Below are 18465 nucleotides of genomic sequence, written 5' to 3'. Positions count from 1 at the left end.
TCAACGTCCTTCCCGAGCCGACGGGCGGCCGGAGGTGCCGCACCCTCACTATGACAAGCCGCTCACGCGACCGCCTCGGAGCGTGCGCTCAGACTCCAAGCGTGCGCACCAGCTCGGCGTGCTGCTTCAGTCCGGTCTCGATCGCCTCGGGGTGCTCGGCGTACCAGCGCAGCTGTTCGTCGGCCACCTCCTGCTCGGCGACCTCGTCGCCGCGGATCTGCCAGCTCGTGCTGGCCTCGCCGTCGATCCCGAGGGCGTCCAGCGTCTCGGCGTAGACCGGCGTACGCAGCTCACCCAGGAGCACCCGGCCCGGGTCGCTCACCTCGCCGGTCAGGCCCAGCCGTTCCAGGATCGCCTGCGACTCGTGCAGCAGCACATGGTTGTGCGGGTGGTTGACGACCCACGTGGTGTCCGCACCCGCGTGTTCGAGGATCGTCGCGGCGTCGATGGTGCCGTGGTGCTCCTGGCGTCGCCGTAGCTGGGCGAGCGAGTCCTCGTGCACCGCGCGTACGCCGTCCGCGTGGACGGGTTCGAACGACACCGGCACCCTGTTCGCAGCCGCCACCAGCACCCGCAGGTCGTGGTAGGGCACGACGGGCGGATCGCCCGCTTCCACCCGGACGATCACCTGGGTGGGGAAGAGCGCCGCCCAGTAGACCGACGGGAAACGCGCGATCGACGCGCGCTCCGGGAGCTCGCGGGCGATCTCCTGCGTGCCGAGCGGCAGGTCGCGGTATCCGTCGACGATCGGCTGTGCGACCAGGTAGGACGTGTCGGCCAGCACCTTGCGCAGGTGCGGGAGATCGTCGGCCACCAGTTCGTGCACGGGCGGCATCCGCAGCGTGCGCCACCGACCGTCGGCGGCACCGTCGAGCAGCACCCGGGTCGCCTCGGCCTGGCAGTTGCCGTAGACCACGAGCAGCGGCAGGTCGGGGTCCTCCGGTGAGTGCAGCCCGTAGAACTCGCCGTAGTGCTCGCGGCGCCCCTGGTCCTCCGACTGTCCCGCAGCCACCGTTTCGTCCGTGGCGTTCACGGCCCGCTCGTGCGTCTGGTCGCTCATCGTCGGTCCATCCGTCCCAGTACCTGTTCCAGCCCGTCGTCGGGCACCGCACCGGCCCACGACGGACGCGGCACGGGCGCGGGGTCGGGTGCACCGAGTGCCAGCGCGCGGGTGCTCCGGATCCGGAGCACCCCTGGCACGTGCGCCTCGCCCGCCGCGCATGCTGCAGTCAGCGTGCCCTGCAGCAGCAGTGGTGTCCAGAGATCGACCAGAACGCGGGCACGGTCGCCGACGGCAGGCGGCAGCGGTCCGGCGTGCACCCTCGGGTCCGCGGTCAGTGCCTCCGGCACGCCCGCGTGGTCAACCAGCCAGATGCCCGCATCGCTGTCGCGCAACAGGCTCGACGCCGTGAGGAAGAGCTCGGCCTCGGCGTGCCGGCCGTGCAGCCGCACGGCGATGTCGGGCCGGGCCCAGAGCAGTCCCCGCCCTCGCACGCTGGGCAGCGTGATGCGTTCGGCGAGCACGAGGGACTCGGCGTCCTTGGCCGCGCGGGCCGCACTTCGGGCACCTGCGCGTGCACCGGCGTCCGGGCCGTCGTGCCAGGCGACGGCGTCCGGCACGTGCCGCAGCCGCGCACCGAGCAGCCAACATCGCCACGCCAGATCCCAGTCCTCGCCGCCGTACCCGGTGATCGTCGCGTCGAAGCCGCCGGCCCGTTCGAAGAGGGCACGGTCCACCGCGAGCACCGCCGAGATGACCAGTCGGAAGTCCTCCTCACCCGCGTCGCGCAGGTCGCGGGTGCGCGCGTACCCGTCGCGCAGCCATCTCGGTGAGGGGAGCCGGCGCTCGGCCGGTGGACCGTCCCGCACCCACTGCGCGACCTGCTCGTCGGTGCATCCGGCGAAGTCGGCGTGCTCGCGTCGCCCGACCCCGAGCAGGTACGTCGGCGCCTGCTCGTGCACGCGGGCGAGCGCCGCGAGATATCCGGGTGCCGGCACGGTGTCGCCGTCGAGGAAGACCAGCACGTCGCCCTCCACCGTCGCGGCGCCCAGGTTGCGCGCGGCCGCGGCTCGGAAGCCCCGGTCCTCTTGGCCGACCACGTCGCATCGGTAGGGCAGACGGGGCAGCACGGGCGTCGGAGCCGATCCGTCGTCGGCCACCACCACGTGCATGCGATCGGCCGGAAAAGACTGACTCGCAAGGGCGTTCAGCACCCACCGCAGCCGCTTCTCGTCGTTGTAGTGGGGAATGACGACCCCGATGGTCGCGCTCACGCGAGCCCGATCGCCTCGATCGCGGCGAGCTGCATCGCCGCGGCGGTCCCGGTGTCCGGCAACGCGGCGCCGTCCCACTCGGCTTCACGGATCCACGTCGACGTCGGGTCGTGCAGCGCCGCACCGATCGCTGCCGGGAGATCGGCCGCGACGGTGACGGCCCACGGCGCGCGGCGATGCAGCTCGCCGACGTACGCGCCGGGCGTCACGATGGGGCGACGGGCGGCGCTGATCCACCGGTTGATCGAGCCGGACGCCGAGATGTGGGTGTGCGCGCTGACCGGAATCGCGGCCCGGGCAGTCCAGCGCTCGAGGTCCTCGTCGGTGACGTATCCCGTGCAGACGAACGAGCGACCCTGCGCTGCCGCCTCGTCCTCCAGCTCGGTCAGGAGATCCTCGTGACCGTCGGACGGAGCGCCGACCGCGACCAGCGGCACGCCGGTCGACAGGGAGGCCATCGCCGCCAGCGTCTCGGCGTGTCCCTTGCCGGGGTAGACGAAGCCCAGCACGACGACGGCGCCGTCGGTGCTGCCCTGCGCACCTGCGGGCGGCCCCCACCGCGTCGGTCGGTCCACCGGCAGCGGCACCACCGCGACCGGCGGCATCGCGCCGTCCCCGCACGCACCCCACACCTGCTCCAGCAGACCCCGCTCGTGCTCACTGCTCACCTGCACCCCGCGCGCGCCGGCGACCACCCGCGCGTACCCCTGGCGCCGCCGTTCGAACGACGCACCGTCGGAGGGCTGGGGCAGGTCGTGCAGCGTCACCGACAGGGGGCGGGTCCCCACGAGAGCGGCCAGGCGCTCGGCGGCGTCCAGCGCGTCGCGACCGAAGATGCGGTCGGTGAAATGCAGGTGGACCGGCCCTGGGGGCAGGGCCCCGTCCTCGATGTTTACCAGGGGGGCCCCCCGGGTACGCCGACCTAGGGCCTGCGCATGCAGCCGCACCCCGTGCCGGACCGGTCCGGCGAGCACGAACGTGAGGTCACTCATGGTGCGTGTCCTCCCGGAGCTGCCTGGCGCGGAAAGAGCCCAAGGCCCTCGATAGCTGGGTCTATGGTCACATCAGCGACGCCCGCGTCCGAGCCGAACGAGGTGGACATGCTCCAATGCCGCATCGCCGTCACCCGCTCGGTGACGCCCCGATGAGCTGGCGCACGCCCTCGCTGCGCGACGCGGACCGGCTGCGCGTCGCGATGCTCGCACCGGCCCGCAACGACATCGCTCCGCCGTTCTCCGGTGGCTTGGAATCGATGGTGTGGCACCTGCGCAGCCAGCTGGTCGCCGACGGGCACGAGGTGACCCTGATAGCCCGAGAGGGTTCCGACGAGGTGGAGGACCAGTGGGCGCTCGACGGCGGCCGCTGGGCGCCCAGCGAGCTCGCGACCCAGGACCACTCGATGCCCGCAGCCGAGTTCATGACCGAGCATCACACCTACCTCTCGGCCATGCGTCGGCTGGCCGCGGTGGGCCACTTCCGGTTCGACGTCATCCACAACCACTCGCTGCACTATCTCCCGCTCGCCATGGCCGACACCTGCGAGGTGCCGATCCTCACCACCCTGCACACCCCGCCCACGCCGTGGCTGGAGTCCGCCATCGCCTCGGCGACGGGCAAGGTCGGTGGGTTCACAGCCGTCAGCGACTACACCGCGCGCTCCTGGGACCGACTCCCGGAGGTGCCGGCGGTGATCCACAACGGCGTCGACCTCGACTGGTGGCACCCGGGACCCGGCGGTGACCGGCTGTGGTGGTCGGGTCGGATCACCCCCGACAAGGCTCCCCACCTGGCCATCGAGGCGGCACGACTGGCACACCTGCCGCTGGACTTCGCCGGCCCGATCAGCGACCAGGCCTACTTCGAACGCGAGATCCGGCATCGGCTCGGATCCGACATCCGCTACCTCGGGCACCTGTCCGGCGCCGCCCAGGTCGAGCACGTACGCCATGCCCGCGCGGTCCTGGTCACTCCCACCTGGGACGAGCCCTTCGGGCTGGTGGTCATCGAGGCGCTCGCGTGCGGCACGCCCGTCGTCGCGTTCGGCCGCGGCGGCATCCCCGACATCCTCACGTGCAGCCGGATCGGTCGTCTCGTGCCTGCGGACGACGTCGCCGCCATGGCGCAGGCCGTTCAGCGCGTCGACGAGATCTCCCGGGCCGAGGTCCGACGCTTCGCCGAGCGCCACTTCTCGCTGCGCCAGATGAGCCGCTCGTACGTCGACGCCTACCGCGCCGTCATCGCCAGTTCACTGCCACGGATCGCGTCGCCCCATGTCCTCGCGCCCTGAACACCGTCCGATCCGCGTCTGCACCATCCCCGGCAGGCACTCCTACGTCGACCGTTGCCTGGCCGGGGCGCCCGACGTCGTGCACCTGCCCGATCCCGCGGGCAGCACGTCGTACGACGACCCGTGGCGCCCATCGCCGGCCCTCGAGCCGGCCTGGGTGCGCGCGTACGCCGGCCAGGTCGACCTCATGCACCTGCACTTCGGCTACGAACACCGCACGCCGCAGCAGCTGCGCACCTGGACCGAGACCCTGATCTCGGAGGACATCCCGTTCGTCCTCACCGTGCACGACCTGGACAACCCGCACACGCCCGGCCAGGAGCGTCACCACGCCTCGTTGGGCGTGCTCACCAAGTCGGCGGCAGGGACGATCACGCTCACCCGTGGCGCTGCGGAGGAGCTGAAGCGTCGTTACGGTGTGACAGCTCACGTCATACCGCATCCTCATCAGTTCGACCTCGGACTGGTGGGCCGGCGAGTGCGGGCGCGGGCCCGCCGAGGCGGCCGGATCGGTCTCAACCTGCGCTCGCAGCGTCCCAACGTCGATGCCCTCGCCGCACTGTCGATGCTGCGGCAGGCACCCGCCGACACATCCATCGTGATCCGGGTGTCGACCGCGATCCTCACCGGTGGCGATGAAGTCGGCAACGTGATCGCCGACGGAGCACGCGAGGGGCGCTGGGAGGTCAGCGCGGTGCCTGGCTACACCGACGAACGCCAGCTGTGGGAGTTCCTGTCCGGGATCGACGCCCTGATCCTGCCCTACCTCTGGGGCACCCACTCCGGATGGGTCGAGTCGTGCTGGGACGTCGGCACGAGCGTCGTCGCGCCCGCGATCGGGTACTACGGCGAGCAGCACCCTGTGGTGACGCTGGCACTCAACGCCCGGCCGGACGTCGTCCAGCAGGTGCTCGGCGAGTTGCGGCCCACCGAGGGCGCGACCGTGCAGGAGCGACGCGCGGAGCAGACCGAGGTCGCGGCCCGGCACGCCGCGATCTATCGGCAGGTGCTCGGTTGATCGGGTACTACGTGCACCACCAGGGGTCGGGCCACCTGGCGCGGCTGACCAACCTCGCTCGACACCTGCGATCCCCTGTCACGGCACTGAGTTCGCTCGACGCGCCGTCGGACTGGCGTGGCGAATGGGTCCCGTTGGCCCGGGACGACGATCCACCGCCCGGGTCGGACGCTGACATCGACGCGCACGGCCGGCTGCACTGGGCGCCACTACGGCACGGCGGATACACCGCCCGGATGGCGACGATCTCGGCGTGGATCACCACCCACCGGCCGCGCCTGATGGTGGTCGACGTGTCGGTCGAGGTGACCCTCCTCGCGCGCACCCTCGGCGTACCCGTCGTGGTGGTCGCCATGCGCGGCGAGCGAGCCGACCCGGCCCACGAGCTCGCGTACGACGTGGCGCAGGCCCTGCTCGCCCCGTGGCCCGCGGAGTTCGCCGAGCCGCACTGGCCGGAGCGGTGGATTGCCAAGACCGTTCACACCGGGGCGTTCTCGCGTTTCGATGCGCCGCGTGTCGGTCCTGCACCGGCCGCCGCCGCGACGCAGCGCTCCGTGACGTGCCTGCTCGGTGGCGGCGGTGCGGACCTGCCCGCGCGGTTCGCCCCGTCGGTCGCGGCGGCGACACCCGACTGGCGCTGGACGTTCTGCGGGGGTGACTTCGGGCCCAGCGCGACCCCTCTGCGTGACGTGCTGGCGGCCTCGCAGGTGGTCGTCACGCACGCCGGTCAGAACGCCGTGGCCGAGGTTGCCGCGCTGCGCCGTCCCGCCGTGGTCGTGGCGCAGCCCCGTCCGCACGACGAGCAGCTGGCGACGGTCCGCGCACTCGCGGCCGGGGACGTCGCGGTCACCTGCGAGCGCTGGCCCGCCGCGAACGACTGGCCGGCCCTGCTGGCGCGCGCGGTCGCAACCGGCGGCACGTCATGGTCGCGATGGAACGATCTGCAGGGGGCCCGGCGCGCAGCCGACGCCCTCGACGGACTGGGTTCGCGGTGAGCGCCGGTGAGCGCCTGGCGCTGGTGACGATCGCGCACGGTCGCCATGCGCACCTGGCCGCCCAGGTCGAGCATCTGGCGCGCGGCACCCGCCGTCCCGATCGGCACGTCGTCGTCTCGATGGCGGACGAACAGATCGCGCCACTGCTGTCGGGGGTGCCTGACACCGACGTGCTCTCGGTCGACGCCGACCCCGCACGTCTCCCCCTGGCCGCCGCGCGGAACGCCGGTGCCACCGCTGCTCTCGACGGCGGCGCGGACTCCCTGATGTTCCTCGACGTCGACTGCCTGCCCGGTGTCCGTCTGCTCGAGCGGTACGCGCAGGTCACCTCTTCAGCAGCAGACTCCGACGGTCTGACACCGGTGATCTGGAGCGGCCCCGTGCACTACCTGCCCGCGCTGGAGCGGGGCGAAGCGTCGTACAGCGCCACAGACCTGGCGCTCTCCCGACCACACCCCGCCCGCCCCGTGCCCGACGGTGACCGACTGCTGGACGAACCGCGGCTGGAGCTGTTCTGGTCGCTGTCCTTCGCGCTCACCGCGGCGACCTGGCAACGGCTCGGCGGGTTCTGCGAGGACTACGTCGGATATGGCGCAGAGGACACCGACCTCGCCCGCGTCCTGGGCCGCGAGAGCGGCCGCCTGACCTGGGTGGGCGGAGCGACCGCGTACCACCAGCACCATCCGACGAGCACGCCACCGGTCCAGCACGTCGCGCCGATCGTGCGCAATGCCAACGTCTTCCACCGTCGCTGGGGGGACTATCCGATGCTGGGTTGGCTGCGCGAGTTCGAATCGCAGGGCCTCGTGCGGCACGACGAGCGCACCGGCGAATGGTCGGTGTGCCAGGACACCCGCGCCGTCACGACGCTGTGACGAGTCGCTGGCATGCGAGAGTCCCACCGTGCCGTTCTCCTCGCTCGATCTGAGCCTCGACCCGGCGTCCGACGAAGCCGTGCGGGCCGGGTGGCAGGCACTGGAGCAGCAGGAGATCCCCTCCGAGGGGCGCCGCACCAGCCCGACGCACCGTCCCCACCTCACGCTGCTGGCCGCGCCGACGGTGCCTCCCGACATCCTGGAGCGTGCGGCCCGCGATCTGCGGCCCCTCCTGCCGGCTCGCCTGACCGCGCGCGCGACCGTCGTCTTCGGCCGCGGGCCCTTCGTCGTCGCGCACCTCGTCGTACCGGACCCGGTGCTGCGCGCAGCAGTCGCTGATCTGCGCGGCGACGAGGGCGACCTGTGGATCCCGCACCTGACGCTCTCACGCAAGGTGCCCGCAGGTCGTCTGACCGACGCGCTACGAGCCGCCGAGGGCGCTCGGCCCATCGTGGTCGTAGCACAGCAGCTGCGACATTGGGATGCAATCCGTCACATCGTCACGCCGCTGACCTAGGCCCACGCGTTCTGACAGACGCCCGTGCCCCGGCCGCCGGTCACGCCCCGGTGTCGATCAGAGATCGACCGTCTTGTTGTCACCGCCCGGCGGCTTCTCACCCGTCGTGAGGGTGCGCACGATGCCGACGAGACGCGACGGCTTGGCCGGGGTGTCCCAGTACTCCGCCGTGTCCGCGGTGACCTTGATGAGCACCACCCGCTCGTCCTCCGGCTCGGCCTGCAGCCATGCCTCGGCGAACTTGTTCCACAGCTCCCGGTTCTTGGCCGGGTCGTGCACGACCTCCGCCGTACCGCTCAGCGAGATGAAGTCGTCCGAGTCGGAGAACGCCAGGTTGATCCGCGGATCGGCCCGCAGCTCAGCCACTTTCGGCGAATCGGCGGCTGCGAAGAACCACAGCAGATCATCGTCGGTCTGCTGGACACCCATAGGCCGGGACACCAGGCGCCCGTTGTCGTCGACCGTGGTCATCATGCAGAAGCGTGCCTTGTCCAGCAGCTTCCAGACGGTGTCGCGCGCCTCGTCGTCCTGCGTGACGGGCGATCCGTGGGCAGCTTGCGATGTCATCCCAACTCCTCCGGGTCGGCCTGCGGGATGGTCTCGTCCGAGACGGTCTTGTCGGCGCGATAGTCGCGCGGAGCGCCGTCGGCCTCGGTCTGGGAGTCCTCCGCCGGGGGCACTCCGTCGTCGGTGCCGGGCGAGTCCTGCACGCTGCCGCCCGGGGTCATCATCGAGGTCTCGGATACCTGCTTCTCGTCGTCATCACTCATCTGTGCAGTATGCGCCGCGCATCGCCGGTGCCGCCCGCCCGCCGGGGGTGGGCGGCGCTGCTGACGGGCCCGCGTGCACGCCGTACTGTCGAAGAATGACCCAGTCCCAGCGTGTCCTCGTCACCGGTGCCAGTGGATACGTGGGGGGACGGCTCATCCCGGAGCTGCTGCGCCGTGGACACTCCGTGGCCGGCGGCTTCTACGACGTCGACAAGGCCGACGGTTTCTGGTGGTCGGACCGGATCGACGCAGTGCAGCTCGACGTGTCGGACAAGGAGCAGGTGCTCGCCGGTCTCGCCGGGGTGCACACGGCGTACTACCTGATCCACGGTCTCGGCGGCGACGACTTCATGCAGAAGGACCGCGACGCCGCGCAGACGTTCGCCGACGGTGCGCGCGACGCCGGCGTCAGTCGCATCGTCTACCTGTCCGGCATCGTCCCTCCCGTGGACCACGACGAACTGTCGGACCACATCAGCTCGCGCCTGGAGGTCGAGGACATCCTGACCGGCTCCGGCATCCCGACGTACGCGTTGCGTGCCGCGATCCTCCTGGGCAGCGGCTCCACGTCGTTCGAGATCGTGCGCCAACTGTCCGAGCGACTCCCGGTGCACACCGTCCCCACCTGGATGAAGTCGCAGGTGCAGCCGATCGCCATCGTCGACGCCGTGAAGGCGCTGGCGGGCTGCGTCGACCACGACGGCCAATCGCGGTCATACGACATCGGTGGCTCCGAGCGGATGCCCTACTCCGACCTGCTCGCACTCTTCACCAAGGTCGCCGGCCTCACCCGCCCCCAGATCGAGATCCCGCTGCTGCCGACCGCGCTGGTCGGCAAGCTCGCCGGTCAGTTCGCGGACGTCCCCGGTTCGACGGTGGAGTCCCTGGTGGAGAGCCTGCACGAGGACATGGTCTGCTCCGAGACCGACTTCCGCCGCGATCTGCTGCCGGAGGGGTACGAACTGGTGGGGGTCGAGGCAGCCTTCGACCGGGCCCTTGCCGACCCGGCGGACGACGCCGACCCGGCCGAGCTGGACCCCGTCGGACCGTGGCCGAACGACCCGGACTGGGCCGGTGGCAGGGTCGAGATGGACGACGACGGGACGACGCACAAGAAGGGCCTGCTGCGCTCGGTCGTCGACCGCATCACCGACTGACCGGCAGCCGGGCGAGCTGCCGACGTGGCGGCCCCTGCGGTGTAACGTCGAAGGCAATCCGCGAACCACGTCCCATTTCAGTCAATCCGGTGCTTTGCCGCTAGCTGCCGCAACATCCGGACGGACTCAGGCAGAGGAGTCACCATGGCCGTGCGCTACACCGTCCCCGGAGTGTCCACCAAGGACGCCGAGCAGCTCATCAAGACCCTGCAGAAGCGGCTCAGCGCCTACAACGACCTGCACCTCACGCTGAAGCACGTGCACTGGAACGTCATCGGGCCGTACTTCATCGCGGTGCACGAGATGATCGACCCGCAGGTCGATCTGGTGCGTGGGTACGCCGACGCCGTGGCCGAGCGCATCGCCACCATGGGCGGCTCGCCCTCCGGGACGCCCGGTGCGATCGAGCGGGACCGCACCTGGAAGGACTACTCGATCGGCCGGGACACCGTCCTCGCACACCTCGGCGCGCTCGACCTGGTCTACAACGGCGTCGTCGAGGACAACCGCAAGGCGATCGCAGCAGCCGGCGAGATCGACCCGATCACCGAGGACATGCTCATCGGTCAGACCGCGGAGCTGGAGAAGTTCCAGTGGTTCGTCCGCGCGCACCTGGAGGACCTGGGCGGCAACCTGGCCAGCACCGACTCCAGCACCGAGAAGGGCGCGGCCGAGGCGACCCGCACGGACGCCTGACCGGTTCCACACCGTCCGTCGAGCGCGGCGGTCAGGTACGCCGCTCGAGCAGCCCGCGCACGTACGCGGCCTGGCCCGCGTGCTGGGTGATGTCGTTCAGCACGGACACGACCCGGGCGCCGAGGGTGACCGGCGGGTCCCAGTGCTCATCGACCACACGGTCGTAGTCGGCGGCCGAGAAGCCCCGCAGCGCAGCGATCGTCGCCCGGTGGGTCGCCTCGTGATAGCCGGTCAGCAGGGCAGGGTCGTCGACCGCGAACTCGCCGACCTCGGCGCTGGACTGGCCATAGCCGAGTGTGTCGTCGTCGTACGGTAGGGCGAAGCGACTCACCCAGCCGTCCGCCGTCCAGACCTGGTCATCGCCGGTAAGGCCGGCGATGTGGTCGTCCTGCACCCGCGTCAGGTGCCAGACCAACCACCCCACCGAGTTCGCGTCGCGGTCGGGGCGCCAGGTCAGCTCCGCCGTACTGAGGTCGTGCACGATGCCCGGGAGGAGCTCGTGGACCCGTCCGAACGCGTCGGTCAGGAGCGAACCAGCAAGAGCGGCAGCCGAATCCGAAGACATGTCATCACCATGTCACGCCGCGCCCGTGCCGTCACGCGGCCGGAACCGATTCACCAGGCGTCGCCGGCGGTGTCGACGCCGAGACGGTGCAGACGATCGCCCTGCAGCTCGTACCGCGTCATGTCCGTCAGCGTCGGGGAGTAGGCGTGCACCGAGACAGCCAGCTCCGATCCGAGGTTCTGGACGTCGTGGACGTGATCCGCGCCGAAGCCCTTGCCCTGGCCGTCGGTCAGGTCGGTGCGGCGGACGCCGTCGTGCCAGGCCTGCTCGACGAGTGCGCCGGAGACGACGACGAAGGCTCCCGAGGCGATGCCGTGGTCGTGCCATCCGGTGCCGGTGCCCGAGGGCCAGGCGATCGCCCAGACCTGCACGGCGGGGATCGATGCCAGCTCGATCCAGTGCCGTTCGGCGTGGTCCCGGCTGATCGAGGCCAGTGCGTTCAGGCGCCAGTCGTGCGCGAAGAGGTGGGCGATGTCGAGCAGTTGGTCCGGTGTGTGGACGCCGGACCGCGGGGTGGAGGTGAGCGGGGCGGCGGTGAGAGTGGTCATGTGGGAGTCCTTCGAGGGGTATGCAGACGGTCGGGTCGGCGAGGGATCAGCCGCGGCGACAACACTCGGCGCGCGGCTGATCCCCGGCGGTACACATGCCGCGGGCGCTGTGAGCACGCCCGGACACACCCCGTCCCACCGAGAGGCCAGCGGTCGAGGGAACCTCGATGCGACGCTGAGTTATCGAATGCATAACGCGAAGTTAGATGTGCTGGGGGCAGCGAGCCAGCCCAGGTCCACCATCCGGACGCTTCCCACGGTGCGGGAGGCGAGCCCGGGTCAGTCCGACAGCGCGTCCAGCCAGACCGTGACGGCGACCGCGCCAGGGTCCGGGTGGCCTTTGACCCGGTCGCCCAGGTAGCTGGAGCGCCCGCGACGCGCCACCTGGGACGTCGTCGCGTCGGCGCCCCGCCGTGCAGCCGCCTGGGCGGCGCCCAGCCCCGCAGTGGCCTCGGTCGCAGCGGGCGCGAGCGCATCGACCATCGTGCGGTCGCCCGCCTTCGCGCCACCCAACTCCTGCACGCCCTCGCTGGCCGCCTGCAGGGCAGCTGCCCAATCACCATCTGCCCCAACGGCTTCGGCCGCCCTCAACAAGCCGGCCGCGTACAACGGGCCGGAGGTGCCACCGACCTCGCGGCGTACGACGGCTGCGAGCGCGCGCAGCTGATGACGTGCGTCACCGGTCTGCGGCTCTCCCAGCCACGAGCGGGCGCCGCGGGCCAGGGCGGTCCCGAGGTCACCGTCGCCGACCACCTTGTCCATCAGTGTCAGCTCCTCCTCGGCCGCGAGGAGTGCGTTGCAGGCGCGCTCGATGCCGCCGGCGCAGATCCTGTCGTCGACGCCTTCCTCCTCCTGCGGACTCCAGGCAGCCGCGGGCACCTCCACCTGCACCAGGCCAGGCACGTCGGAGGCACCACGACTGGGCCAGCCGATCGATGCCGTAGGCGCGTCGAGGAGTGTGAGCAGGTCGGGGTGCACATCGGTCGCGAGCAGCGAGACCGAGCATCCGGCCATCTCCAGGCTGGTCATCACCAGACCCTGATAGAGCCGGTCGACGCGAATGCCTTTCTGCTGCAGGAGTTTCACTGCAGCACGTGCCACGATCGCCAACTCCATCGGCGGGGTGCCACCCGTGGAGTTGATGAGTGCGACGACGTGGGCGCCGGACTCGAATCCGCGGTCCTGCACGACGCCGTCCACCAGGCGCCCGGCCAGATCGTCCGCCGGCGCCATGTCGACGGAGGTGACGCCCGGTTCGCCGTGGATGCCGAGGCCGAGCTCGACGCCGTCCTCGGCGATGTCGGCACCGGGCTCGTCCGAACCCGGCACGACACACGGCGTGAGCCCCAGACCCATCGTGCCGACGCCGGTGGCGACGGCCCGGGCGAGCGCGGTGACGTCGTCCAGCGAACCGCCGCGTTCCGCGAGCGCCCCCGCGGTCTTGTGCACCAGCACCGTGCCGGCCAGGCCGCGACGTCCGGCGTTCTCGTCGTCGTCGGCGAGCGCCACATCGTCACCGACGACGACCATCCGCACGTCGTAGCCCTCGGAGCGCGCCAACTCCGCGGCCAGCCCGAAGTTCAACCGGTCGCCGGTGTAGGACTTCACGATCAGCAACGCGCCACCGGTGCCCGTGACGGCCCGGATCCCATCGAGCACGGCATCGACACTCGGCGAGGAGAAGACCCCGCCGCTGACCGCCGCGGTGAGCATGCCGCTCGCGACGTACCCGGCGTGCGCGGGTTCGTGGCCCGCGCCACCCCCGGAGATCAGCGCGACCGGCAGGTCGGTGTTCGGTCCGTGGCTCAGGCGGTCACGGCGTACGACGATGGTGCGGTCGCGCAGGATCGCGGTGCCCGGCTGGGTGAGCACCACCCCCTCCATCGACTCCCGCACCACCTCGAGCGGGTCGTTGATCAGCTTCTTGGCCATGAAAGCTCCATCCGGGTCGCCCCCGCACGTCGTCGTAGGGGTCTGCCGCCACCGTGGCCCTCGCCACGGCGACGCGCAAGGCATCCGCCGAGAACTACCCCGGCAGGCCGCCCAGCCCCGGTGTCCCGACGAGCGGGAGCGCCGCCTGGCAGGAGGGCTTGAAGTTCGGCACCCGTGGCCCAAGCGCGTTCAGCACGTCCTGAATCGCGTTGTTGTCGTAGATGATTCCGAGGTGATCCGTGCCGTCGAGCGGGCACTGCTGCTGCAGGACGATGTTCGTCGCTCCGGGGCCCTTGAGGAAGGCGTTGGTGTACGGCGTCACGACGTCGTCCAGCCGGGTCTCGATCACCGTGTAGTGCACCCCGGGCACGGTGTCGCCGTGCGCGTTCAGAGCCTTGGTGAACGGCGAGGTGTTGAGCTGCTGGTCGAACGCGGGGGCGCCGGAGGCGCTCAGGAAGTCGACGCCGGTGGCGTTCTGGACCGCGCCGATCAGGCTCAGGACACCGAAGAAGCTCGTGCCGTAGTTGGACGGCGCGAGGCCGACGAGCGAATCGACCTTCGACGCGCCGCCGAGGTTCTGCAGGTAATAGCGGGGCAGCGGACCGCCGCCCTGCGACCAGCCGACGATGTCGACCTTCGCGGCGCCTGTCTGCGCGAGCACCTTGTCCACGAACCCGGACACCTGTCGGGCCGAGGTCGGGATGTCGCCCATCGCGCCGATCACGCCGCCGGTGGAGGCGGTGAGCTGGGTGTCGCCGTAATTCAGTCCGTAGACGCAATAGCCCTGGTCGGCGAGCAGCGGTCCGATCCGGGCGAAGGAGTGGGTGATGCGGGAGGTGGTGCCTTCCAGCAGCACCACCGGACGCGGGTGCGCCGCGCTCGGCGTACACGGCACGTTCACACCGGGCGGGTTGGCATCAGGTGTGGAGACCCAGCTCGCGTAGCCCGAGGCGGAACCGCCGACCGGGTAGTCGGGGGCGGCTGCCTGTGCGGGAGCCGTCTGCGCTACGCAGAAGCCGCCCACCAGGGCGACACCCGCGCAAGCCTGACCGATACGTCGTCTCGTCATTACCGGAGAGTAACGCGATCCTTAGGCTGCGGTGAGACTCACGTCACACCCGGATCCGGGGTCCGGGGTCAGCCCTCCCGGCCGCTCGTGGTGCACACGCACACCCGGTTGCCGTCCGGGTCGGCCAGCACCGTGAAGGCGGGCGCCTCCTCGTCGTCGACGACCGTGCCGCCCGCGGCGACGGCGGCTGCGATGCGGTCGGAGGCGACCTCTGGCGCGATCCAGAGGTCGAAATGCCAGCGTTGACGGGGGGTCTCGTGCTCGTCGGTGCCCTGGAACCACAGGCTCGGCACGCGGCCGGTCGGGTCGAAGACGGAGTCGTGAATGCGGTTGTCCGGGCTGCCGGTGAGCAGCGCAGACCAGAACGGCCCGACGCGGTCGTCATCAGCAGTGTCGAGCGCCAGCTCCAGCTGTGTGACCTCGAGGGGTCGGGCGGCCAGGCCGTGCTCGGCGGCGATCCGGCTGATCTCCCCGGCCAGGTCGAGGTCCTTCTGCGTGACCCACAGCCCGGCCTCGTGCGTGCACAGCGACAGGTCCACCACGCCGTAGGTGAGGCGGACGTCCGGATGGTGGTTCGCGGACTCGGCCGCGTCAGCGACCGCCGCGATGAACTTCGCGGCAGCGGCGTAGTCGGGGACGGCGTAGCGGGCGTGCAGCGCCTGGGCGAGCTTGCGCCAGTCGTCCAGCCCCGCGGCGCGGATCTGTGCGTTGTCGACGGTGTCCATCCTGCGACTCTGGCACGAGGGTCCGACAGCCGTGGGCGTTTCCGGCCCGGCAGGCTCAGCCGCCCGGCAGCGCCGGCCGCATCGCCTCGGTCAGCTCTGCTCGCGCGCTGACCAGCGACGGGCCGTACCAGGTGAGAGCGCGGCCGGAGACGAGCGCGGTCGGACTCGTGAACGCCTCGGGACCGTCGTCGGCCGTGAACACGTACGGCTCGTCGGGCAGGACGACCAGCTGCGCGACACGCTCGATCTCGGCGACGTCCGCACGCGGGTAGCGCTCCGCATCGGCGTACGCGTTGACCAGGCCGAGCCGCTGCAGCACGTCGCCGGCGAAGGTGCCCCCGCCGACGACCATCCAGGGGTCGCGCCACACCGCGATCGCCGCGGCGACCGGTGGCAAGGTGGGTGGTGCTGCCCACACCTCCCGGGCGCCGGCTAGCCACTGCGGCCGCGGCAAGCCGAGGGCGGCGACCATCCGCGCGAGGGAGTCCAACGCCCCTGTGACGTCAGCGATCTCGGTGACCCATACCGCGATCCCCGCGTCACGCAGCCGCCGCACGTCCAGCTCGCGGTTCTCTTCTCTGTTGGCGATCACCACGTCGGGTCGCAGCGCCCGGATCGCCGAGAGGTCCGGGTTCTTCGTGCCCCGCACCCGGCGTACGTCGAGATCGGCGGGGTGCGTGCACCATTCGGTCGCGCCCACGACGGCCTCCGGACGATCGTGCGCGAGCGCCTCGGTCAGCGACGGCACCAGGGAGACCACCCGGCGAGCCGGCGAGAGGAGGTCCAGCGGGTGTCCCAGATCGTCGAGTGGCTGCACGCTCGTCACCCCACCTCTCGTCCGGGGTCGCTTCGGGCCTGGATGCCGTCCACGCCGTACCTATTGCAGACGTTGCAGCAGGTCCGCGAGGCGCCGCGTTGCGTCGTCCCCGAGGTCCGCAAGGGCATGTGGAGTGCGCAGCAGGATCGCGTCGGCCGTGGCCACCGCGGCGTGGCCGGCGTCGGTGAGCGCCACGAGCTTGCGACGTCCGTCCTCCGGGTGAGGTCGGCGTTCGACCAGGCCGTGGGCCTGCAGTTTGTCGACCACGAGCGTCGCGTACGGCGCATCGAAACCGTTGGCGTCGGCGATCTGGGTGAGCGTCAATGGAGCCTGCCGGAGTTGGAAGAGGACCTTTCCGCGCCCGGCGCCGAGACCGAATCCCAGTGTCTCCCTGAGCTCTTCGTGCCGGTTCTGTGCGCTCACGAACTGCTGCATGAGGGCCCAGGCGTACGCTGCGGGGTCGGCCGGATGATCGCCGCCCGCCTGCTTCGCGGCTGTCACCACGGCACCGTGCGACCCAGGTAGTCCACATAGTGCAGACCCGGCCGACCGCCGAGGTCCTCCATCGTCGTCACCACATGGGGGATGCTCTCATCCACCTCCAGGCGCGCGCCCTCGCCGCCCAACTCGGTCTTCACCCACCCCGGCGCCATCAGCACCAGGGTCCGGTCCTCGCCTGCGTGACGGGCCGCATAGCTGCGCATGAAGGTGTTGAGGGCAGCTTTGCTGCCGCGGTAGACCTCGTGGCCGCCGCGTTCGTTGTTGGCCACGCTGCCCTGACCCGAGGACATCACCCCGATGGTTCCGGTCGGCGCCACCAGGTCCTGCAGGGCCTCGATCACGCGCAACGGGCTGAGGGCATTGGTCACCATCACCCGCACGAACTCCTCCGTGCTCGTCTGCCCGACGATTCCCTCCGGCTTGTTCGTGACCCCGGCGCTGACGAACAGGACGTCGAACGTGCGGCCGGCCAGCCGGCCGCGCAGACCGTCGATCTGCTCCGGCACCGTCACGTCGACCGTCTCGATCTCGATGCTGCCGGGCTGTCCATCGGCCACCTGCGGGAGCGCCGTCGAGCTCGGATCGCGCACGGTCGCGACGACGTGCCGTCCGCGTCGTACCCACTCCTGTGCCAGAGCGAGGCCCAGACCTCGCGATGCTCCGATGAGGAGCACCGATCTCGATGCGGTCGCGTCACCCGTGTCATTAGTTGTAGTCACAACAACAGTTGTACTTCATACAACCAATCGGATCAAGGGGTCCGACAGCTACTGCTCGTGCACGATCCGTCGTCGGCTGACCTGGAAGCCCGCACTCTCGAAGGCCGCGCGCATCGGCGTGTTGGCCAGGTCGGTCGTGCCCACGATCTGGTCCTGGTCGTTGTCGTGGTGCACGTGCACCATCTCGGCGAGGACGTCATGCACGTAGCCGTTGCCCCGATGCTCCGGGAGGATGCCGAGATAGCTGATGCTCGCGTCGTACGCCGTCCTCGTGGGGATCATGAAACCGACCGGCGTCCGATCGTCGAGCACGGCCACCCGCCACGAGTCCCGCTCGCCCGGCAGTGACAGGTAGAACTCGAGGTCGTCGTCCGCGAGCGCCTCGATGCCTTCGGTGGCGACTATGTGGAGCGTGTAGGCGTCCAGCGAGCCGTCGGCGACCCTGGCGAACATCCCTCGGAACGTGGCGTCCGGAGCAGCCTCGAACGTCAGACGGGTGGATCGGGCCGGGCGAGGGTCGGCGGCTGAGCGGCGGTAGCTGACCCGCTCGGTCGTCCTGGAGAAGCCGCCCGCCTTCGCGGCCTGCCCGCGCCACCGCACGGCCGCGACCGCAGCAGGGTCGTCGGCCCAGGCGGTGGCCGCATCGATGTTGAACTCCAACGCCGAGCCGGGACCGAATGCCTTCAGCCCCTCTGCGATGAGCGCCGCACCGACGTGCTCCGGATGCTCCGTGCCGTCGCGGATGAGAAGGCAGTCCAACGTGCTGGGCCGCTCCGCGGTGTCACCGCCCCACCACAGGGCCCGGCCGATCGGCGAGCCGTCCTGCTCCGCCACCCATGACCACTCGGGGCGGTAGTTGCGGCTGTCCAGTTCGCGTCGCAGCCGGGTGTCGTCGATCCAGACGACGGGCTCGGTGCCCACCCATCCGAAGAGCAGCTCGAGGTCGGCGCTGGTGATGCGTCGCATCGAGAAGGGATTGCTGCTGACAGACATTGCACGG

General features: G+C 70.8%; 21 protein-coding genes. 7 read left to right on the top strand and 14 right to left on the bottom strand.

Going from position 1 to position 18465, the window contains the following annotated elements; all coding sequences use genetic code 11:
• Nucleotides 1-88 precede the first annotated feature (88 nt).
• The 3 genes from HNR15_RS17085 to HNR15_RS17075 are packed head-to-tail and all read right to left on the bottom strand — an operon-like array spanning nt 89 to nt 3266.
• Nucleotides 89-1060, bottom strand: a complete 972-nt coding sequence (locus tag HNR15_RS17085) for a WcbI family polysaccharide biosynthesis putative acetyltransferase (RefSeq protein WP_179483491.1) — start codon at nt 1058-1060, stop codon at nt 89-91.
• The gene (locus tag HNR15_RS17080; protein WP_179483490.1) at nt 1057-2274 is read right to left on the bottom strand and encodes a glycosyltransferase; all 1218 of its coding nucleotides are present in this window, start codon (nt 2272-2274) and stop codon (nt 1057-1059) included. Before HNR15_RS17080 ends, HNR15_RS17085 begins: the two co-directional genes overlap by 4 nt.
• The gene (locus HNR15_RS17075; RefSeq protein ID WP_179483489.1) at nt 2271-3266 is read right to left on the bottom strand and encodes a glycosyltransferase family protein; all 996 of its coding nucleotides are present in this window, start codon (nt 3264-3266) and stop codon (nt 2271-2273) included. Before HNR15_RS17075 ends, HNR15_RS17080 begins: the two co-directional genes overlap by 4 nt.
• Before the next feature lie 116 nt (nt 3267-3382).
• On the opposite strand from HNR15_RS17075, the gene HNR15_RS17070 reads away from it, so the two are divergent.
• From HNR15_RS17070 to HNR15_RS17050, 5 genes are read left to right on the top strand one after another with little or no spacing between them, the layout of a single operon-like run.
• Complete coding sequence (locus tag HNR15_RS17070; RefSeq protein WP_218883795.1) at nt 3383-4561, top strand: glycosyltransferase family 4 protein; 1179 nt, start codon at nt 3383-3385, stop codon at nt 4559-4561.
• On the top strand, nt 4545-5579 hold the full coding sequence (locus HNR15_RS17065; protein WP_179483488.1) for a glycosyltransferase: 1035 nt from the start codon (nt 4545-4547) through the stop codon (nt 5577-5579). Before HNR15_RS17070 ends, HNR15_RS17065 begins: the two co-directional genes overlap by 17 nt.
• Entirely contained in the window at nt 5576-6574 is a 999-nt protein-coding gene (locus HNR15_RS17060) for a glycosyltransferase (protein WP_179483487.1), read from the top strand. The genes HNR15_RS17065 and HNR15_RS17060 overlap by 4 nt, the downstream gene beginning before the upstream one ends.
• Complete coding sequence (locus tag HNR15_RS17055; RefSeq protein ID WP_218883793.1) at nt 6571-7449, top strand: glycosyltransferase family 2 protein; 879 nt, start codon at nt 6571-6573, stop codon at nt 7447-7449. The genes HNR15_RS17060 and HNR15_RS17055 overlap by 4 nt, the downstream gene beginning before the upstream one ends.
• A gap of 28 nt (nt 7450-7477) precedes the next feature.
• Complete coding sequence (locus HNR15_RS17050; RefSeq protein WP_179483486.1) at nt 7478-7966, top strand: 2'-5' RNA ligase family protein; 489 nt, start codon at nt 7478-7480, stop codon at nt 7964-7966.
• Nucleotides 7967-8023: 57 nt separating this feature from the next.
• Here HNR15_RS17050 and HNR15_RS17045 read toward each other — a convergent pair whose 3' ends face one another.
• The gene (locus HNR15_RS17045) at nt 8024-8533 is read right to left on the bottom strand and encodes a pyridoxamine 5'-phosphate oxidase family protein (RefSeq protein WP_179483485.1); all 510 of its coding nucleotides are present in this window, start codon (nt 8531-8533) and stop codon (nt 8024-8026) included.
• Nucleotides 8530-8736 (bottom strand): hypothetical protein, encoded by a 207-nt coding sequence (locus HNR15_RS17040; RefSeq protein WP_179483484.1) that lies wholly within the window; start codon nt 8734-8736, stop codon nt 8530-8532. Before HNR15_RS17040 ends, HNR15_RS17045 begins: the two co-directional genes overlap by 4 nt.
• Before the next feature lie 95 nt (nt 8737-8831).
• On the opposite strand from HNR15_RS17040, the gene HNR15_RS17035 reads away from it, so the two are divergent.
• Entirely contained in the window at nt 8832-9893 is a 1062-nt protein-coding gene (locus tag HNR15_RS17035; protein WP_179483483.1) for an NAD(P)H-binding protein, read from the top strand.
• 144 nt (nt 9894-10037) lie between these two features.
• On the top strand, nt 10038-10589 hold the full coding sequence (locus HNR15_RS17030) for a Dps family protein (protein ID WP_179483482.1): 552 nt from the start codon (nt 10038-10040) through the stop codon (nt 10587-10589).
• A 31-nt stretch (nt 10590-10620) separates the two neighbouring features.
• On the opposite strand, the gene HNR15_RS17025 is transcribed toward HNR15_RS17030, so the two are convergent.
• The 9 genes from HNR15_RS17025 to HNR15_RS16985 form a co-directional block, all read right to left on the bottom strand.
• A complete protein-coding gene (locus HNR15_RS17025) occupies nt 10621-11154 on the bottom strand; it encodes a mycothiol transferase (RefSeq protein ID WP_179483481.1) in 534 nt (177 codons plus the stop codon).
• Between the two features lie 50 nt (nt 11155-11204).
• Nucleotides 11205-11702: a cysteine dioxygenase gene (locus HNR15_RS17020; RefSeq protein WP_179483480.1), complete on the bottom strand. Its 498-nt coding sequence runs from the start codon at nt 11700-11702 to the stop codon at nt 11205-11207.
• 279 nt (nt 11703-11981) lie between these two features.
• Complete coding sequence (locus HNR15_RS17015; RefSeq protein ID WP_179483479.1) at nt 11982-13634, bottom strand: dihydroxyacetone kinase family protein; 1653 nt, start codon at nt 13632-13634, stop codon at nt 11982-11984.
• Nucleotides 13635-13728: 94 nt separating this feature from the next.
• Nucleotides 13729-14703 (bottom strand): esterase/lipase family protein, encoded by a 975-nt coding sequence (locus tag HNR15_RS17010; protein ID WP_179483478.1) that lies wholly within the window; start codon nt 14701-14703, stop codon nt 13729-13731.
• A gap of 68 nt (nt 14704-14771) precedes the next feature.
• Complete coding sequence (locus tag HNR15_RS17005; RefSeq protein WP_179483477.1) at nt 14772-15428, bottom strand: VOC family protein; 657 nt, start codon at nt 15426-15428, stop codon at nt 14772-14774.
• Between the two features lie 55 nt (nt 15429-15483).
• Complete coding sequence (locus HNR15_RS17000; RefSeq protein ID WP_179483476.1) at nt 15484-16245, bottom strand: helical backbone metal receptor; 762 nt, start codon at nt 16243-16245, stop codon at nt 15484-15486.
• A 60-nt stretch (nt 16246-16305) separates the two neighbouring features.
• Nucleotides 16306-16746 carry a MarR family winged helix-turn-helix transcriptional regulator gene (locus tag HNR15_RS16995; protein WP_343048587.1) on the bottom strand — a complete coding sequence of 147 codons (441 nt, stop codon included), beginning with the start codon at nt 16744-16746 and terminating at the stop codon, nt 16306-16308.
• Nucleotides 16743-17465, bottom strand: coding sequence for an SDR family oxidoreductase (locus HNR15_RS16990; protein ID WP_179483475.1), 723 nt, complete (start codon nt 17463-17465; stop codon nt 16743-16745). The genes HNR15_RS16995 and HNR15_RS16990 overlap by 4 nt, the downstream gene beginning before the upstream one ends.
• 48 nt (nt 17466-17513) lie before the next feature.
• Nucleotides 17514-18458 carry a GNAT family N-acetyltransferase gene (locus HNR15_RS16985; RefSeq protein WP_179483474.1) on the bottom strand — a complete coding sequence of 315 codons (945 nt, stop codon included), beginning with the start codon at nt 18456-18458 and terminating at the stop codon, nt 17514-17516.
• Nucleotides 18459-18465 lie beyond the last annotated feature (7 nt).

It is taken from the genome of Allobranchiibius huperziae, assembly GCF_013410455.1.
Lineage (GTDB): Bacteria > Actinomycetota > Actinomycetes > Actinomycetales > Dermatophilaceae > Allobranchiibius > Allobranchiibius huperziae.
The sequence above is the reverse complement of the archived record's forward strand: the minus strand, read 5'-3'. Positions and strand labels throughout refer to the sequence as shown.

Excerpts from the sequence above, each read along its gene's own strand:
- HNR15_RS17075 (WP_179483489.1), bottom strand. The coding sequence starts at position 3,266 with ATGAGTGACCTCACGTTCGTGCTCGCCGGACCGGTCCGGCACGGGGTG.
- HNR15_RS17010 (WP_179483478.1), bottom strand. The coding sequence starts at position 14,703 with ATGACGAGACGACGTATCGGTCAGGCTTGCGCGGGTGTCGCCCTGGTG.
- HNR15_RS17085 (WP_179483491.1), bottom strand. The coding sequence starts at position 1,060 with ATGAGCGACCAGACGCACGAGCGGGCCGTGAACGCCACGGACGAAACG.
- HNR15_RS16985 (WP_179483474.1), bottom strand. The coding sequence starts at position 18,458 with ATGTCTGTCAGCAGCAATCCCTTCTCGATGCGACGCATCACCAGCGCC.
- HNR15_RS17015 (WP_179483479.1), bottom strand. The coding sequence starts at position 13,634 with ATGGCCAAGAAGCTGATCAACGACCCGCTCGAGGTGGTGCGGGAGTCG.
- HNR15_RS17030 (WP_179483482.1), top strand. The coding sequence starts at position 10,038 with ATGGCCGTGCGCTACACCGTCCCCGGAGTGTCCACCAAGGACGCCGAG.
- HNR15_RS17065 (WP_179483488.1), top strand. The coding sequence starts at position 4,545 with ATGTCCTCGCGCCCTGAACACCGTCCGATCCGCGTCTGCACCATCCCC.
- HNR15_RS17070 (WP_218883795.1), top strand. The coding sequence starts at position 3,383 with ATGCCGCATCGCCGTCACCCGCTCGGTGACGCCCCGATGAGCTGGCGC.
- HNR15_RS17005 (WP_179483477.1), bottom strand. The coding sequence starts at position 15,428 with ATGGACACCGTCGACAACGCACAGATCCGCGCCGCGGGGCTGGACGAC.
- HNR15_RS17045 (WP_179483485.1), bottom strand. The coding sequence starts at position 8,533 with ATGACATCGCAAGCTGCCCACGGATCGCCCGTCACGCAGGACGACGAG.
- HNR15_RS17035 (WP_179483483.1), top strand. The coding sequence starts at position 8,832 with ATGACCCAGTCCCAGCGTGTCCTCGTCACCGGTGCCAGTGGATACGTG.
- HNR15_RS17020 (WP_179483480.1), bottom strand. The coding sequence starts at position 11,702 with ATGACCACTCTCACCGCCGCCCCGCTCACCTCCACCCCGCGGTCCGGC.
- HNR15_RS17025 (WP_179483481.1), bottom strand. The coding sequence starts at position 11,154 with ATGTCTTCGGATTCGGCTGCCGCTCTTGCTGGTTCGCTCCTGACCGAC.
- HNR15_RS17040 (WP_179483484.1), bottom strand. The coding sequence starts at position 8,736 with ATGAGTGATGACGACGAGAAGCAGGTATCCGAGACCTCGATGATGACC.